Below are 14,759 nucleotides of genomic sequence, written 5' to 3'. Positions count from 1 at the left end.
ATTCATCTCCACATCGAGCCCACACCTGGGCGGCCAACTCAAGCTAGCGGTCATCATCGGGATGAACCCAGGGATAAGGGGCGATCTTCTGTTCTTTCGTCAGCCTGATCATGTGGACCCGCGGGGCATAATGCGCCGTCCGGCAGGATCGGCACTTGAGCGCGGCTTCCAATTTCCAGATCGGCGTATCCGGCGGGCGGCGGATGGTGTCCAGCGGCAGACTGGCACGAGTTTCGCAGCGATGGCACATTACCTCCAACCAGCGGTAGCCGGCGTTAAGGCATTGCCCGATGGTCGGAGAAGGCTGCGCCGGTCCGCCAAACCCTTCCATCTGCGCCGACCAGAGCAGGCATTCGGCGGCATCCGCCTCGCGCGCCGCCTGTGCAGCCCGCTCACGCGCGCGTTGCAAGCCGATCCGCGCGCCCCGGATACGATTGCCAAAGATGCGAACTCGGCTACGGCCACCCATGCCCCATTTCATCGGCCCTCACAGCTTCGCGCAATACCCAAGTTATAGCGGTTCGGGCCGGCGCTTGCCCCAAAAGCTTCGCTGATCATCGGAATTGGGGCAAGGAACGATTTCCACGGCAGGCTGGAGGCTGCAAGGCCTTCACCACACGCGCGCTGGCATGCGCCCGGATATTGCGAATGATCCGCGCGATGCTTCGCCGCTGCACTTTTTTCGGGTCTTACCAGATCCCGGGCAGCAGGCGGTAACGGACCCTGTCCCGATACTCTGAGTAGCCCGGCAGATTTCGAGCCAGAAATCGCTCCTCGTCGATGAGCCGCCACACCAGCGCCGGCACAATCGCAACAACGATGAGAACGCCCCACCACGAACCGAGCGCGATCGGCATGCCGAGCAGCATGAGCAAGGCCATCGCATACATCGGATGCCGAACCCACGCGTATGGACCCGTCGATATCACCCGCTGGTCGGCGGCAAGTTCGATTCTTGCGGAGCTAAAGCTGTTTTCCCTGAACACGACGAAAATGCCGAGCCAGCCGAGCAGAACGAGCAAGTTGCCGGCGACAACCGCGGCAGGCGGCACGTGGGACCACCCCAAACGATGATCGAGCCCTGGCAAAACGATCAGAGCAATGAATCCGAGCGAGGCAAGAGACATGATGACCCTCTGTGCCGGCTCCTCTTCGGCAAAAGGCCCTCCACGCATCCGCCGCGCCAAGAGCGCCGGATCCTTCCATACCAGATAGAAGGTGATCGCGATTGACGCCGCGAAATAGCAGGCCAGGAAGGCCCATCCTTGCCAGTAACGCAGCGTGCCCGCAGCTCCGAAGAGCAGGAAGGCCATTACCAGGAAGAGGATCGCAAGCCCGGCCAACGCTCTCTTGTGCAGTGAAGCCATACCACCATAATAACACGTGAAGGGCGGTTGCTGCTCCTAGTAGACCTGCGCCGGCATCACTGCTGCTTTTCCCAGAATGACAACAGTCCCTGCGAAGCGGAACCGCCAATCACGCAGGGAATGCCGACCGCGACAGCACCCAACGCTGCTGCCGACACGCAGCCGAGCGCCACCGCGCCGACGCCGACCTGACCCCAGAAATTGACGTTGCGCCGCGCATCCGATCCCTTGGTCTTGAGCTCTTCCACGGCTGCGAGCGCGTCCTTGCGCACGGCCGCGAGTTGCACGGTATCGGCCGCTTCGATGACTTCGGCGAGCGGTTCCTTGATCGGCGCCGGCTGGTTGGGCAATTCGCTGCGCAGAAACTCGCGCAGCTCTGCGTCGCGAACCGCATAGCTTGCCAATGTATACCGCGCCATGCTGCCGACGGTCAGCTTGTCGACGGTGTCGCGGCTCTTGGACCAGGGCAGCATCTGCATGATGCGCAGGATCGGCAGATGCGAGCCGGTCGCAAAATAATAGCCCCATAGCGTGTCCAGCAAATCCTGATTGCCGGCATAGCTGAGCGTCATGTCGATCTTCTTTTCTTCCTTCTTGAAGGGATTTTTGGTGAAGACGGCGCGCAGCTTGTCGAGCGCGCCGGGCTTCTTCTCTTCGAGCGGGATCTCGGACAGCGTCGGCAACTTGGCCGACAGATAAGCGTCGATCATCACGCGCCGCCCCGGCATCTTCGGCTCGACCTTGCGCAGGAGATTGCGCCAGTCCGGTAATCCCGAATAAGCGATGGCGCGGACGATCACCCATTCGTCCTCGGGCGGCACAGGGAAGAAGCTGTTGACAAGCTGTTCGGCCTTGGCCGGATTCGATCCGATCGCGCCTGCAATGAAGCCAAGATAGATGCCGGCGTTCTCCGGCTCCCTGAAGGTCTGCGAATGAAACAGCACGCGTACCGCCGCCGGCACATGGGCGTAATCCGGCTTGGCGCGATAGTTGTAGATCCATTGCTGGACCACGCTGAGCGAAGCGCGCGGATCGATGTTCGGCGCGACCGCGGCAGATACCGACTGGGTCAGGGTTAACAGGATAGCTGCGAGGGCTGCGATACGCATGTGACGCTCCACGACGCATTCGCGGTCGTGAAAAGAGGGTCGAAAACCGCGAACCCGCCTGCCGTTTGGCTAAGGGGCATTTGGAGCAGCTATGCGAATGTTTTGGGGAGCGGACGGTCCGGCGTTGCGTCGAAATTGTGGCGGCGGCTACATTGCCCGCAACTCTCCCCGCCTCCGACATTCTTTCGCCCGGTGCACGCAATTCGATCCGGCCCGTCAGGTATGGGACAGGCGGGACGTGACGAGTAGAGGTAAAGCTGCCGGCCGGCGATATCGCTCTTCGCTGGCCGCGGCAGCGGCTATTGGCGCAGCGCTGGCCGCGAGCGTTTTGCCGGCCGCCTCGGCCGAGAGCAGCAGTGCTGCGCCTGACGTTATTACCGTCGAAGGCAATCGCCGGATCGACGCGGATACCGTCCGCTCCTATTTCCACCCCAACGCCGAAGGGCGGTACGATGAGATGGCGCGCGACGCGGCGCTGAAGGCGCTGATCGCAACCGGCCTCTTCGACGACGTGAGGATCGAACGCGCGGGCAACCGGCTGGTCGTCCATCTCACCGAAGCGAAGGTACTCGAACGTGTCGCGTTCGAGGGCAACAAGAAGATCAAGGACGAGGACCTCTCTGGGCTCGTCCAATCCAAAGCACGCGGCTCACTGCAGCGGGCGATGGTGCAGGCGGATGTCGGACGGATCCTGGATGCCTACCGGCACAAAGGACGCGATGATGTCACGGTCGTACCGGAGGTCATCGACCGCGGCAACGACCGGGTCGATCTCGTCTACACGATCAATGAAGGCAAGAAGACCCCGGTGAAGCGGATCATCTTCGTCGGCAATCACGCCTTCGGCGACCGACAGCTCAAGGCCGTCATCAACACGTCGGCATCATCTCTGATTACGCTTTTGACCGGCGCCGACGTGTATGATCCCGACCGCATCAATGACGATCGCGAGCGATTGCGAAACTACTACCGCAATCACGGCTACGCGGATGCGAGCGTGACGGATGCGCGCGCGGAATACGATCCAACGATCAAAGGCTTCATCGTCAACTTTACCATCGACGAGGGACAGCTCTACAATTTCGGCGACATCAGCATCGCCTCGAACGTGCCGGGGCTGAACAGCGACAAGCTCAATCGCCTCTTGGTAGCGCGCAGCGGCGTGGTCTTCGACGGCAGCGCGCTGGATAGGACCAGCGAGGCGCTTTCCATCGAAATGGCAAAGCTCGGCTATCCCTTCGCGCATGCGGCGCCTCGCATGATGCGGAATGCGGAAGCACGGAAAATCGATGTGGCGTTCGTCATCGATGAGGGAGAGCGAACCTATATCGAGCGCATCGAAATTCACGGCAATACGCGTACCCGTGACTATGTCATCCGGCGCGAGTTCGACATTGCCGAGGGCGACGCCTACAACAGGGCCCTGATCGATCGCGCCGAGCGGCGGCTGAAGAACCTGAACTACTTTAAGACGGTCAAGATCACGACGAGGCCGGGCTCGACGTCCGACCGTGTGGTGCTCGACGTCGAGGCCGACGATCAGGCGACAGGCGACTTTTCCATTTCAGGCGGCTACTCCACGACCGACGGCTGGCTGGGCGAGGTCAAAATCGGCGACCGCAATTTCTATGGCACGGGCGATATCGTTCAGGCCTCAGTGAGCTACGGTCAATATGCGCAAGGCGCCAACCTCTCGGCCACCGATCCCGACCTCTTCGGCAATCATGTCTCCGGAGGAGGCGAGCTATTCTACCGTCAGGCCTTTTCCAGCCCTTACCAGTCCTACGGCAGCAATACCTACGGCATGAACCTCTCACTGGGCACGCCGATCACCGAACAGACCAGCGCGCTGTGGCGCTATTCGCTCTACGACCAGAACGTCACGCTTGCGCCGGGCACCTCGGCCGCGACCGTGTCCCTGCCTGTCCGGCAGGCTGCGGCAGCCGGGCCGCAGCTCGTCTCGGCGGTCGGCGATACCGTGACCTACAACTCGCTCGACAATAACAAGATGCCGACCAGCGGCTTCAACTCGCAGCTACGCCAGGATCTTGCGGGACTGGGCGGGGACGTCAAATTCCTGCGAACCTCGGAGGACGTTCGCTACTACCAGTCGCTTGGCAGCGACCTCGTGGCGATGGTCCGCGGTCAAGGCGGCTACATCACGGGCTGGGGCGGGCAGCAGGTGCCGCTGATGAACAGCTTTTTTGGAGGCCCCAGCATGGTGCGCGGCTTTGCCCCGAATGGCTTTGGTCCCCGTGACCTGACGCCTGGCTCGACCATGGATAATGTCGGGGGCAGCATGTACTGGGCCACCACCGCCGAATTGCAGAGCGGCATTCCCGGCGTGCCCGATGAATACGGTTTGAGAGCTTCGGCCTTTGTCGATGCCGGCAGCGTCTTCGGCTACAAGGGACCAACCACCTTCTCCGGCCAGACCGCGCAGATCGCGAATGCCAATATCATCCGCTCGTCGGTTGGTGTCGGCCTGACCTGGGCCTCGCCCTTCGGCGCGCTCACGGCGAGCTACGCGGCGCCGCTCAGCAAGGCCGGTTATGACGTGGTGCAGCCGTTCAACTTTACCGCCGGCCCGTCCTTTTAGGTGCAACGCATCCCAATCCTATCTCAACGAAAGTCTATCTGAGCGCAGGTTCCTCACGGGAACTCGCCGGACGACGGTTCGTTTCCTTCAGTCCACACACACGGAGGAGATCGTGTCCATGAGGAAATGGCAGCGCGAATCCGTCTTGGATATGTACAATCTGCTGCTCGCGGCAGTGTTGATCGTTTCGCCCTGGCTTTTCAGATTGACCAATGCGCCGGGGAAGTTCGACTTGTTGGCGAGCGGCGCGGTTATCGCGGTGGTCTCGCTGGCGGCGATCATCGCCTATAAAGATTGGGAAGAATGGGCCAACTTCCTGCTCGGCCTTTGGTTGATCGCGTCGCCGTGGCTATTGGGATTTGCCCACACCCGCGCGATGCACTTCAGCATCGGCATCGGCGTCGTTGTGGCCTTTCTGGCAATGCTCGATCTTTGGCTGCACTATGATGCCACGCACTTCAGCCAATCGCATCAGGACCAGACTTCGAGCCAGCATTGACAGGGCAACGTCCGCCGTACCGTCGAGGCACGGCGAACGCTGTACGAAGCTCAGGGGTTCAGGATTCGCTTGGCGACGTCCCTTGGACTTTTTTTAAGGACGCGCCGACCGCGACTGTTCTTTTCGGTCGCAAAACCGTAGATCAGCGCCAGCCTGTCGAGGCATTCCTTGAAGCGCCGCGCGAAATAGTCGTTCCAGCGCTGGCTCTTCACACCGCGCCGCTGTCCGACCTGCTCCATGGTCATGCCCTGGACCAGGACATCATGGACCAGCGCCGAGCCGTCGGCGCCGAGCTCGCGTTCGCAACGGTTGAGCCGCAGCACCGCCTCGCGCTGGCTTTCCGTGATCGCCTCGCGCATCTGGGCGCCATCGACATATTCGCGACTCGGATCGACCGCCTGCGGCCCGCGCTCTGCTCGTTCCCAATCATTCTGGAATGCGCGGCCGCCCTGATACTGCGCCTCATCGATCTGGCGATGCGAATGCAGCCGGCCCAGCGGATCGTTGCGGATCGAGCGCAAGGCGACGATCTTCTCGCCCGGACGCAGCGCAAAGGGATCGTCCACTTCGACGGTTGCGACCTCCGCGTTGGGCGGCAGGTCGCGAGCCCGTCGATCGTACATTTTCGCGAGCCGATAGGACCTGTTACGCTTGGCTCTCGCCACCATTGCCTCCTGTTTGTTCCGAGAATGGATGATGGGACCGGCGAAAGCCGTTATGCCGCCCGCACGAGCCGCAGCACGACCGGTCCGATGATCCGCTCGGGCTGCGCCTCGGTCGCGCGCGTCAGGTGAAAATGCGGCGCGCAATAGCATGATCCGGCAAGCGTGGGATGGCCGCAGAAGCTGATCGGCTCATTGTCCTTGTCGCCACCATAGGGGTAACGGCAGTCGGACGCCTCGAGATCGACCAGCGATACGAGCCGCGGGCTGATGCCCACACAGCGAAGCTTCGCGGGCGCCGTCCGCTCCTGCACGATCGCCGTCGTCGCCACAGGCTGAAGCGGCTCTGTCATCTTGGGCTGGCGCGGCTTGCGCGCTTTGTGGACATCCGGCTTTGCCGCCCGTTTGGGCCGCCTGGGAGTGGCCAGTCCCATGCGCTTGCTACGGCCGATCGTCGCGTTGCGGGTATAGGCCGTTCCGAATTTCGCATTGATTTCGCGGGCGATCTCCGCAAAGGACATGCCGAGAGCCAGGTAGTCACGCAGCGCCTTGCAATGTTCCGGCGCCCAATTGTCTGCTTGCATTTTCTTGCCTTTCTTGGCGCTCCGACCCGCCCGGGTGGAATCGCGCTCAGGCAAGTTAATTTCTGATATTCCGAATTACAAGTCAAGCTTGATTTCTGATAATCGTAATTGCTATATTTTCGGAAATTCGGGAAGGAGTCATGCCATGCTGGACGTTGCAATGATTGAGCGGGGACTGCAGAAGCCGGGCAAGACCAAGGGCGGGCTTGCGCGCGCCATGGGCGTCCGCCCCGGCGCCGTATCGGAAATCCTGGGCGGTCAGCGCCTGATCAAGGCCTCCGAGATCGGTCCGATTATGGAATATCTGGAGCTGAATTCGGTGCCCATCATGGGCCGGATCGGCGCCGGGGCCATGATCGAGCCGGAAAACGAGCAGGTTCCGCCGGAGGGGCTGGGCGAGGTGGAACTGCCTTTCCCGATCTCGGAGGAAACCATCGCCTTCGAGGTCGCCGGTGACTCCATGCTGCCGAAATACGAAAGCGGCGACGTCATCGTGGTCTATCGCGAGCAGCGCCATCCGCTGACGAGCTTCTACGGCGAAGAGGCCGCAGTACGCCTGAAGACCGGCGAGCGATACCTGAAGACGATCGAGCGCGGCAAATCCCCCACTCTCGTCAATCTGACGAGCTTCAATGCCAAGCCGATCAACGGCGTCAAGCTCGAATGGATCGGCGAGATTTGCGTGACCCTGCCGCGGGCGCAGATCGAGCGGATGCGTTCGCGTGCCGCCGCCCGTACCCGCAAGGCGACAAAGGCGCAAAGCGTGCGCGCGGCGGAGAAGTAAGCTGCACCACGGGGAAAAGACGGGCTGATTCGCCCGGCGGGCTCGACCGAAAACGAGTCCGCAATGGCCAGATTCCGACTTTCCGAATTTTCCGCTTGATCGATTTCTTATTTTCAGAAATAATGACCGCAAAGCTTGATTCCGCAGAAGGCACTCATAGCCGCATGCAATATTTCGTCGTGATGATCGACTATGGCCGTCGTGGCCGTGAGGCCGTAGTCGACCCCGAGATCACAAGGCGCGAGGTCATCGCGCGCATCGCCTCCGGCGAATACAAGAATATCAGCTTCATTCACGAGATCGCAGATCGCGCGGTCGAAGACGTCACCGAGGAAATTCTCGCCGAGGCCGCGCTCCCGGAGGTGGCGAGCGCGGAAGCCGACCTGCAGGCCAGCAGCTTCGACCACGCGCGCGATCTGCGCAAGCACGAGGCGGTCTGACGGCCTCTGCTCTGTGCAGCCACAACAACGTTGTTGCGCCGCAAGATGACGTCGGTGGCGGCGGCATTGGTCACCTTAGCATTAAACACTCTTCGGATTGGAACTCCGGTTGTGCAGGCGTGTTTTGCAATCAAATGCACGCCCAAGAAACCACCACATTCGCAACCACTGCGCTCGCCAAGGTTACGAAACGGCTCGTTCCGTTCCTGATCGTCTGTTATTTCGTCGCCTATCTCGACCGCGTCAATGTGGGCTTTGCCGCCCTCACGATGAACCAGGACCTCGGCCTATCGCAGACCGCGTTCGGATTTGGCGCCGGAATCTTCTTTATCGCCTACTTCATTTTCGAGGTGCCGTCCAACCTGCTGCTCGAGCGCTTCGGCGCGCGCAAATGGATCGCGCGCATCATGCTGAGTTGGGGCATTCTCTCGGGCCTGATGGCGTTCATTCCGAACATTGCCCGCGCGACCGGGCTCGGCAACGAAACCACCTTCTATCTGCTGCGCGTCCTGCTGGGCGCGGCGGAAGCCGGCTTCTTCCCCGGCATCATCTTCTATCTGACGCTGTGGTTCCCGACCGAATATCGCGCGCGCATCGTCGGCTATTTCATGGCTGCCATCCCGCTCTCCACCGTGATCGGTGCGCCCATCTCGGGCTTGCTGCTCTACCTGCACGGCGGGCTGGGCTTGGCCGGCTGGCAATGGCTGTTCATCATCGAAGCCGTCCCCGCAATCATTCTTGCCGGCGTCGTCTTTTTCTACCTCACCGACCGGCCGACGGAAGCCACCTGGCTCACCAGCGATGAGCGGAGTTGGCTGGCCGAGAAACTGCTCGCGGAGCGGCGTCAGCGCGACGCGGTGCGCCAATACACGGTGATGGAGGCGCTGTTCAATCCGAAAGTCATCGGCTTGAGCCTGGTTTATTTCGGCGCGGTCGCGACCAATTACGGCTTGAGCTTTTTCCTGCCGCAGATCGTCAAGGCGTTCGGCCTCAACACATTCCTGACGACCCTGGTATCGGCCGCGCCCTATCTTGTCGGCGTCCTCGGCATGATCTGGTGGGGCCGCCGCTCCGATCACGTAGGAGAGCGGCGCTTCCACACCGCCGTTCCCCTGTTCGTTGCCGCAGCCGGGATTGCGATATCCACCGTGCTCGATGATCCGACGCTCAAGATGGTCGCGTTCAGCATCGCCGGCTTCGGCATTTTCGCGTGCCTGCCGGTGTTCTGGACCCTGCCCACCGCTTTTCTGTCCGGCGCAGCGGCGGCCGCGGGGATTGCCGTGGTCAATTCGATCGGCAATCTCGCGGGCTTTGCCGGCCCCTTCGCGATGGGCTGGATCAGGGATCACACCGGCAGCTACACCGGCGGCTTACTGCTGCTGGCGGGGCTCGGCATCATCGCCACGGGGATCGTGCTGACATTGAGCCACGACGAAGCCCTGGAACGCGTGCCTAGGCCCCTGCCCGAATAAGCGGCTCAGACGAGGAAAACCGTGGATCCCGTGGTTTTGCGCGCCGCAAGATCAGCATGCGCCTTCGCCGCATCCTTCAGTGGATAGGTCTGGTGCACCTCGATTTTGACGGCGCCGGACTGAACCACGTCGAACAGTTCCTTGGCCATGGCCACCAGGTTTTCACGCTTTGCGCCGTAGGTATTGAGCGTCGGCCGGGTCACGTAGAGCGATCCCTTCTGCGCCAAAAGACCAAGGTTGAGCGGCTCGACGTTACCTGAGGATTGGCCGAACAACACGGCAAAGCCAAGCGGCGCGAGACAATCGAGCGATTTCAGAAACGTGTCCTTGCCGACGGAGTCATAGACCACCGGCACCTTCTTGCCGTCCGTGATCTCGTCGACGCGCTTCACGAAATCCTCGCGCGTATAGATAATGGTGTGGGCGCAGCCGTGCTCCTTTGCAAGCTTTGCCTTCTCCTCGTTGCCCACGGTGCCGATCACGGTCGCGCCGAGGTGCTTCGCCCACTGCGACAGGATGAGCCCGACACCGCCGGCGGCGGCGTGCAGCAGGATCGTATCGCCCGCTTTGACGCGATAGGTCTGGCGGATCAGATATTGCGTCGTCAGGCCCTTCAGCATCATGGCCGCCGCGGTCTTGTCGTCGATGCTATCGGGCAATTTGAGCAGGCGATCGGCGGGAATCAGCCGCGCTTCGGCATAGGCGCCGAGCGGGGCCGCGCCATAGGCGATGCGGTCGCCGGGCTTCAGATCGGTGACGCCAGGGCCCACTTCCTCGACCACGCCCGCCGCCTCCCCGCCAAGGCCGCTCGGCAATTGCGCGGGATAAAGTCCCGAGCGGTTGTAGATATCGACGAAGTTCAGCCCGACCGCGGTGTGGCGAACGCGCGCCTCGCCCGGACCCGGCTTGGCAAGATTGACCTCCTCCCAGACCAGAACCTCCGGCCCGCCGGTCTTGTGAAAGCGGATGGCATGAACCATGGCGTTACTCCCTTAAATCGTTGACAGAACTATCGCTGCTGGTGCTCGCAAGCGCCGCAGCATCACGCATCGATGGCATCCTTGATCCGCTTTCGCGTCAGAGGCAAGTCGCGCAGCCGCTTGCCTGTCGCATGCGCAATCGCATTGGCGAGCGAGGCGGCCGCGGGCCCCTGCCCCGTCTCCCCGCTGCCGAGGAATGGCTGGCCCGGCCGATTGATGATGTGCACGTCGATACGATCGGGCACCGCATCAAAGCGCAGGATCGGATAAGTCTGCCAGTCGATGCTGGTGATCCGCTTATCGTCGAAGCTCACGCTCTCGTAAAGCGTCCAGCTCATCGATTGCACGATCGCGCCCTCGACCTGATTGGTCAGCCCATCCGGATTCACCACCTGACCACTATCGACCGCGGCGACCGCGCGCACCAGGCGGGCACGGCCGGTTTCCCGGTTGATCTCGACTTCGCTGGCAACCGCGCAATACGCCGCAAGATTCTTGTAGCGGGCGAAGGCAAAGCCGAAGCCGCGCCCCGGCGGCGGCCTTTCGCCGGCGCGCCACCCAAAGCCTTCCGCGGCTTTCGCGATGACGTCACGGCCGCGCTGATCATCGAGATGTTTCAGCCTGAACTCGACCGGATCGGCACCGGCAAGACCCGCGAGTTCGTCCATGAAACTCTCGATCGAGAACACGTTGTGATAGGCGCCAAGCGAGCGCATCGCGGAAATCCGCAACGGCATGTCCGGGATGAAGTGGTGCACGATATGCGCATTGGGGAACGTATAGAGGGGAATCGCGTTGCGATCGCCGCCCCCCTCCGGCAGCGGAAGCGGCTTGGCCGGCGGCACCGCAAAGGCTTGCGCCATGTGCTGCGCGGCCAAAAGGCAGCCGGCGCCGCCCGGGCGCATCGAATGCGTATTGCTCCAGACCTCAAAATTCCAGTCGGCGATCTTGCCGCCAGCCTCGAGCGAGGCCTTCAGCTTGGTCACCATGGCCGGGCCATACGGCTCCCACGCGTGCTCCTGCTCGCGCATCCATTGCACCCGGACCGGCGTGCCCGGCATTGCACGCGCGATCAGCGCGGCATCCGCCGCGGCGTCGTCGGCGCCATTGTGGCCGTAACACCCTGAGCCCTCAGTGTGAATGAGGCGCATGGCGTCCTGCGGCATCCGCAGCATTTGGGCAATCGCCTGGCGATCGGGATAGACGCCTTGCGTATGCGTCCACACCGTCATCTTGCCGTCGGCCAGATGCGCGACTGCGCAGGAGGGGCCGATCGAACCGTGCGATTGATAGGGACGCGTGTACGTGGCTTCCAGCGTCTTCTGGGCCACGGCCGACGGATCGCTGCGCTGAAAAATGACCGAGTCCTGCGACGGCAATGAAGTCACAACGGAGGCAAGATCATCTTGTTTCGGCAGGCGCACGTTCTCCTGCCATTTCGCCGCAGCCGAAAGTGCATTCATGGCCTTGATTGACTGAAACTCCTTGGCCGCGACCACCGCGAGGAAATTGCCGTCGCGCACGACTTTGACCACGCCCGGCATTTTTTCGACGGCGGAGGTGTCGCAATCGATAAGCTGCGCGCCGTAGCTCGGCGGCCGCACCACCCGCGCATGCACCATGCCGGGTAGCCGCATGTCCTGCACATAAGCCTCCCCGCCCGTCACTTTGCCCGGGATATCGACGCGCGGGATCGATTGGCCCATCACCTTGAAGGTTGCGGGGTCCTTGAGCTGCGATTTCGGCTGCGCCTGTACATGCAGCAGATCACTGACAACAAGTTCGCCATAGCCGAGCCGCCGTCCGTCCGGCGCGATCACCGCGCCGTTTTCAGTGCGGAGACTTTCCGCCGGCAGATCGAACCGTTTTGCTGCTTCGCCGACCAGGAGCGCGCGCGCCTGCGCGGCGGCATTTTGAATCGCCGTGCCGCTGTCCTGCATGGAATGGCTCCCGGCCGTGTAGCCTTCGTTGGCGGTCCGGCCGGTGTCGGCCGTAACGACGGCCAGCGAAGCGAAGGGAACGTCAAGCTCTTCGGCGGCGATCTGCTGGAACGCCGTTTTGAAGCCTTGTCCCAGTTCGGCCTTGCCGGTGAATACGGTGACCGAATCGTCGGCGTCGATCCGAATCCAGGAATCCAGATAAGGCGAGATCTTCAGACTGCCGGGCGGACTGGCTGGGGGCGTCGGGGACGGAACGTCCTGATGCTGAGCAAAGCCTGGGGTCAGCGAGAAACTGACGATCAAGGCGCCGGCGCCGACGAGCACGCTGCGACGATCGAGCATGACCGGACTGTTCATTGCGCGCTCCCTTTTCTCTCAGGAGTCAATTCGGCCGTATCCATCAGACGGGCGGCGCGATGCACCGCGCGCAGGATTCGCATATGCGTGCCGCAGCGGCACAGATGCGGTGCGAGTTCGGCCCGGACCTCGTCGTCCGTTGGCTTGGAATTCCGCTGCAACAGCGCTTGCGCCCGCATCATCATGCCGGCAATGCAATAGCCGCATTGCGCCGCCTGCTCTTCCATGAACGCGCGCTGGATCGGCGCCGGCGCCGCAACGCTGCCGAGCCCTTCCAGGGTGGTCACCTGCTTTCCTTCCAACAGCACCAGCGGCGTGACGCAAGAAAACACTGCCTTGCCATCGACGATCACGGTACAGGCTCCACACTGCCCGAGTCCGCAGCCGAACTTGGCGGCATTGAGCTTCAAGTCATCCCGAAGCACATAAAGCAGTGGCGTATCGGGATCGGCATCGATCTGGTGATCCTGACCATTGACCTTCAATGTCATCATGGCTTGTCTCGCTGCGCCGGATCGGCAGGTGCGCTGCGCGCGCCAGCCGATGTCTGGAGAAAGGCGGTCTGCGTTCGCCTGGCCTCTTCAATGGTCTTCTCGAGGTCGTGCCAGGGCGGCTGACTGGTGAAGCGCGACCGTAGATAGTTCAGCAACGCTGCCACCTGCGTGTCATTCATGCTCGCGGCAAAGCCCGGCATGATCGGGCTGCGTTCGCCTTCGACAGGCCGCACCCCTGCCAGCACGATATTGGCGAGATTGCGTGGATCGGGCGCATTGACCGCCGTGCTCAGCGCAAGATTGACCCCGCCATAGGGCGGCTGCCTTCCGCTTTCGTGACACGATGCGCAAGCCGCGGCGTAGATCGCCGCGCCTTCAGGATGGGCCTGCGAAGTCTTGCCTTCATCCGGCTTGGCACGGGCAACCACGGCTTCGCGATTGCGCTCCGGCGCCGGCGGGCCGAACACCCCGGCCATGTAGGTCGCGATCGCGTGGACGTCGCTGGCCGGCACGGATGACAGATTACTCACAACCTGCGCCATCGGCCCGCGCGCAGTGCCGTGGTCGGGGTGCCAGCCGTTGCGCAAATAGAAATAGAGCGCCTCGGCATCCCACGGCACCGGCGCCGGAGATTGCGCGTTGATGGCATACGCGCTCCAATAGTCCGACTCGCCGCCGGCGAACGACGCGCTGGCGCGTTCGGCGCCGAGGGCATTGCGCGGCGTGTGACAGGCGCCGCAATGCGCGAGCCCCTCGACCAGATAGGCGCCGCGATTCCACTCCACGCTCTTGGTGCTGTCCGGCTGATAGGTCTCTGGGCGCAGGAAGAGAAGCTTCCACCCTGCCACGACCACGCGCTGATTGAGCGGAAATGGCAGCTCATTGGCCCGCGCCGGCGCGACCACCGGCTCGCGCGTCATCAGAAAAGCGTAGAGCGCGCGGTCGTCGTCGTCGGTAACGTTGGTGAAGTGATCATAGGGAAAGGTCGGATAAAGATGATGCCCCTCGCGATCGACGCCTGTGCGCATGGCACGGCGGAATGCCTCCTCCGACCAGCGGCCAATCCCGGTCTCCGGATCGGGAGTGATGTTGGTCGAAAAGATCGTGCCGAACGGCGTCGGCACCGGAAGACCGCCGGCAAAATCCTTAGCACCGCGGAGGGTGTGACAATCATTGCAATTGCCGAGCGCCGCGAGCTCGCGGCCACGCTTGACCATCTCCGGATCGAAGGACTGGCGTGCCGCTGGGTCGATCGTAGCAAGCGCCGGTCGCCACACGATCGCAAAAGCGAATGCTGCACCGCCAATAACCAGCGCCGCGATAAGGCCCCCAATGATGCCTGATGTTCTCATTTGTCCCAGCGGGCTTTTTCAAGGTTCCTAGCACAACCACCCACCGCTTGCCGACGAGCGCCTGCCCCGCTCACCGCCTGTTGATTTTTGCCGGCTCGCTGATCCTCCCTCGCATCAGAG

The 14,759-nt window shown here is 62.4% G+C and carries 14 protein-coding genes; 5 read left to right on the top strand and 9 right to left on the bottom strand.

The window, feature by feature from the left end; all coding sequences use genetic code 11:
* Positions 1-43: 43 nt before the first annotated feature.
* The 3 genes from F758_RS0129960 to F758_RS0129950 form a co-directional block, all read right to left on the bottom strand.
* Complete coding sequence (locus F758_RS0129960; RefSeq protein ID WP_024511357.1) at positions 44-469, bottom strand: hypothetical protein; 426 nt, start codon at positions 467-469, stop codon at positions 44-46.
* Between the two features lie 220 nt (positions 470-689).
* On the bottom strand, positions 690-1,367 hold the full coding sequence (locus F758_RS0129955) for a methyltransferase family protein (RefSeq protein WP_024511356.1): 678 nt from the start codon (positions 1,365-1,367) through the stop codon (positions 690-692).
* A gap of 56 nt (positions 1,368-1,423) precedes the next feature.
* A complete protein-coding gene (locus F758_RS0129950; RefSeq protein ID WP_024511355.1) occupies positions 1,424-2,476 on the bottom strand; it encodes a hypothetical protein in 1,053 nt (350 codons plus the stop codon).
* Positions 2,477-2,714: 238 nt separating this feature from the next.
* Here F758_RS0129950 and bamA point away from each other — a divergent pair, with 238 nt between their 5' ends.
* Entirely contained in the window at positions 2,715-5,075 is a 2,361-nt protein-coding gene (bamA, locus tag F758_RS0129945; RefSeq protein ID WP_502689189.1) for an outer membrane protein assembly factor BamA, read from the top strand.
* Positions 5,029-5,574 (top strand): SPW repeat protein, encoded by a 546-nt coding sequence (locus F758_RS53400; protein WP_502689188.1) that lies wholly within the window; start codon positions 5,029-5,031, stop codon positions 5,572-5,574. Before bamA ends, F758_RS53400 begins: the two co-directional genes overlap by 47 nt.
* Before the next feature lie 50 nt (positions 5,575-5,624).
* Here the strand turns inward: F758_RS53400 and F758_RS0129935 are convergent, their stop codons facing one another.
* Complete coding sequence (locus F758_RS0129935) at positions 5,625-6,239, bottom strand: hypothetical protein (protein ID WP_024511352.1); 615 nt, start codon at positions 6,237-6,239, stop codon at positions 5,625-5,627.
* Positions 6,240-6,289: 50 nt separating this feature from the next.
* Positions 6,290-6,820 (bottom strand): GcrA family cell cycle regulator, encoded by a 531-nt coding sequence (locus F758_RS0129930; protein WP_024511351.1) that lies wholly within the window; start codon positions 6,818-6,820, stop codon positions 6,290-6,292.
* A gap of 145 nt (positions 6,821-6,965) precedes the next feature.
* Here F758_RS0129930 and F758_RS0129925 point away from each other — a divergent pair, with 145 nt between their 5' ends.
* The 3 genes from F758_RS0129925 to F758_RS0129915 all read left to right on the top strand — a co-directional run bounded on the left by F758_RS0129925 (position 6,966) and on the right by F758_RS0129915 (position 9,516).
* Positions 6,966-7,604: a S24 family peptidase gene (locus tag F758_RS0129925; RefSeq protein WP_024511350.1), complete on the top strand. Its 639-nt coding sequence runs from the start codon at positions 6,966-6,968 to the stop codon at positions 7,602-7,604.
* Between the two features lie 164 nt (positions 7,605-7,768).
* On the top strand, positions 7,769-8,044 hold the full coding sequence (locus F758_RS0129920) for a hypothetical protein (RefSeq protein ID WP_024511349.1): 276 nt from the start codon (positions 7,769-7,771) through the stop codon (positions 8,042-8,044).
* A 134-nt stretch (positions 8,045-8,178) separates the two neighbouring features.
* The gene (locus F758_RS0129915) at positions 8,179-9,516 is read left to right on the top strand and encodes an MFS transporter (protein WP_024511348.1); all 1,338 of its coding nucleotides are present in this window, start codon (positions 8,179-8,181) and stop codon (positions 9,514-9,516) included.
* Between the two features lie 5 nt (positions 9,517-9,521).
* On the opposite strand, the gene F758_RS0129910 is transcribed toward F758_RS0129915, so the two are convergent.
* From F758_RS0129910 to F758_RS0129895, 4 genes are all read right to left on the bottom strand, one after another.
* Positions 9,522-10,496, bottom strand: coding sequence for a quinone oxidoreductase family protein (locus F758_RS0129910; protein WP_024511347.1), 975 nt, complete (start codon positions 10,494-10,496; stop codon positions 9,522-9,524).
* 62 nt (positions 10,497-10,558) lie between these two features.
* Positions 10,559-12,793, bottom strand: coding sequence for a xanthine dehydrogenase family protein molybdopterin-binding subunit (locus F758_RS0129905; protein ID WP_024511346.1), 2,235 nt, complete (start codon positions 12,791-12,793; stop codon positions 10,559-10,561).
* Positions 12,790-13,287: a (2Fe-2S)-binding protein gene (locus F758_RS0129900; RefSeq protein ID WP_024511345.1), complete on the bottom strand. Its 498-nt coding sequence runs from the start codon at positions 13,285-13,287 to the stop codon at positions 12,790-12,792. Before F758_RS0129900 ends, F758_RS0129905 begins: the two co-directional genes overlap by 4 nt.
* Positions 13,284-14,639, bottom strand: a complete 1,356-nt coding sequence (locus F758_RS0129895; RefSeq protein ID WP_024511344.1) for a cytochrome c — start codon at positions 14,637-14,639, stop codon at positions 13,284-13,286. The genes F758_RS0129900 and F758_RS0129895 overlap by 4 nt, the downstream gene beginning before the upstream one ends.
* Positions 14,640-14,759: the final 120 nt, after the last annotated feature.

This window comes from Bradyrhizobium sp. ARR65, from assembly GCF_000472385.1.
Classification (GTDB): domain Bacteria; phylum Pseudomonadota; class Alphaproteobacteria; order Rhizobiales; family Xanthobacteraceae; genus Bradyrhizobium.
This window is presented reverse-complemented; position numbering and strand designations above follow the sequence as displayed.

Bases quoted from the DNA above. Each gene is read 5' to 3' on its own strand.
- F758_RS0129960 (WP_024511357.1), bottom strand. From the start codon at position 469: ATGGGTGGCCGTAGCCGAGTTCGCATCTTTGGCAATCGTATCCGGGGC.
- F758_RS0129955 (WP_024511356.1), bottom strand. From the start codon at position 1,367: ATGGCTTCACTGCACAAGAGAGCGTTGGCCGGGCTTGCGATCCTCTTC.
- F758_RS0129950 (WP_024511355.1), bottom strand. From the start codon at position 2,476: ATGCGTATCGCAGCCCTCGCAGCTATCCTGTTAACCCTGACCCAGTCG.
- F758_RS53400 (WP_502689188.1), top strand. From the start codon at position 5,029: ATGACGTGGTGCAGCCGTTCAACTTTACCGCCGGCCCGTCCTTTTAGG.
- F758_RS0129930 (WP_024511351.1), bottom strand. From the start codon at position 6,820: ATGCAAGCAGACAATTGGGCGCCGGAACATTGCAAGGCGCTGCGTGAC.
- F758_RS0129925 (WP_024511350.1), top strand. From the start codon at position 6,966: ATGCTGGACGTTGCAATGATTGAGCGGGGACTGCAGAAGCCGGGCAAG.
- F758_RS0129920 (WP_024511349.1), top strand. From the start codon at position 7,769: ATGCAATATTTCGTCGTGATGATCGACTATGGCCGTCGTGGCCGTGAG.
- F758_RS0129915 (WP_024511348.1), top strand. From the start codon at position 8,179: ATGCACGCCCAAGAAACCACCACATTCGCAACCACTGCGCTCGCCAAG.
- F758_RS0129910 (WP_024511347.1), bottom strand. From the start codon at position 10,496: ATGGTTCATGCCATCCGCTTTCACAAGACCGGCGGGCCGGAGGTTCTG.
- F758_RS0129905 (WP_024511346.1), bottom strand. From the start codon at position 12,793: ATGAACAGTCCGGTCATGCTCGATCGTCGCAGCGTGCTCGTCGGCGCC.
- F758_RS0129900 (WP_024511345.1), bottom strand. From the start codon at position 13,287: ATGATGACATTGAAGGTCAATGGTCAGGATCACCAGATCGATGCCGAT.
- F758_RS0129895 (WP_024511344.1), bottom strand. From the start codon at position 14,639: ATGAGAACATCAGGCATCATTGGGGGCCTTATCGCGGCGCTGGTTATT.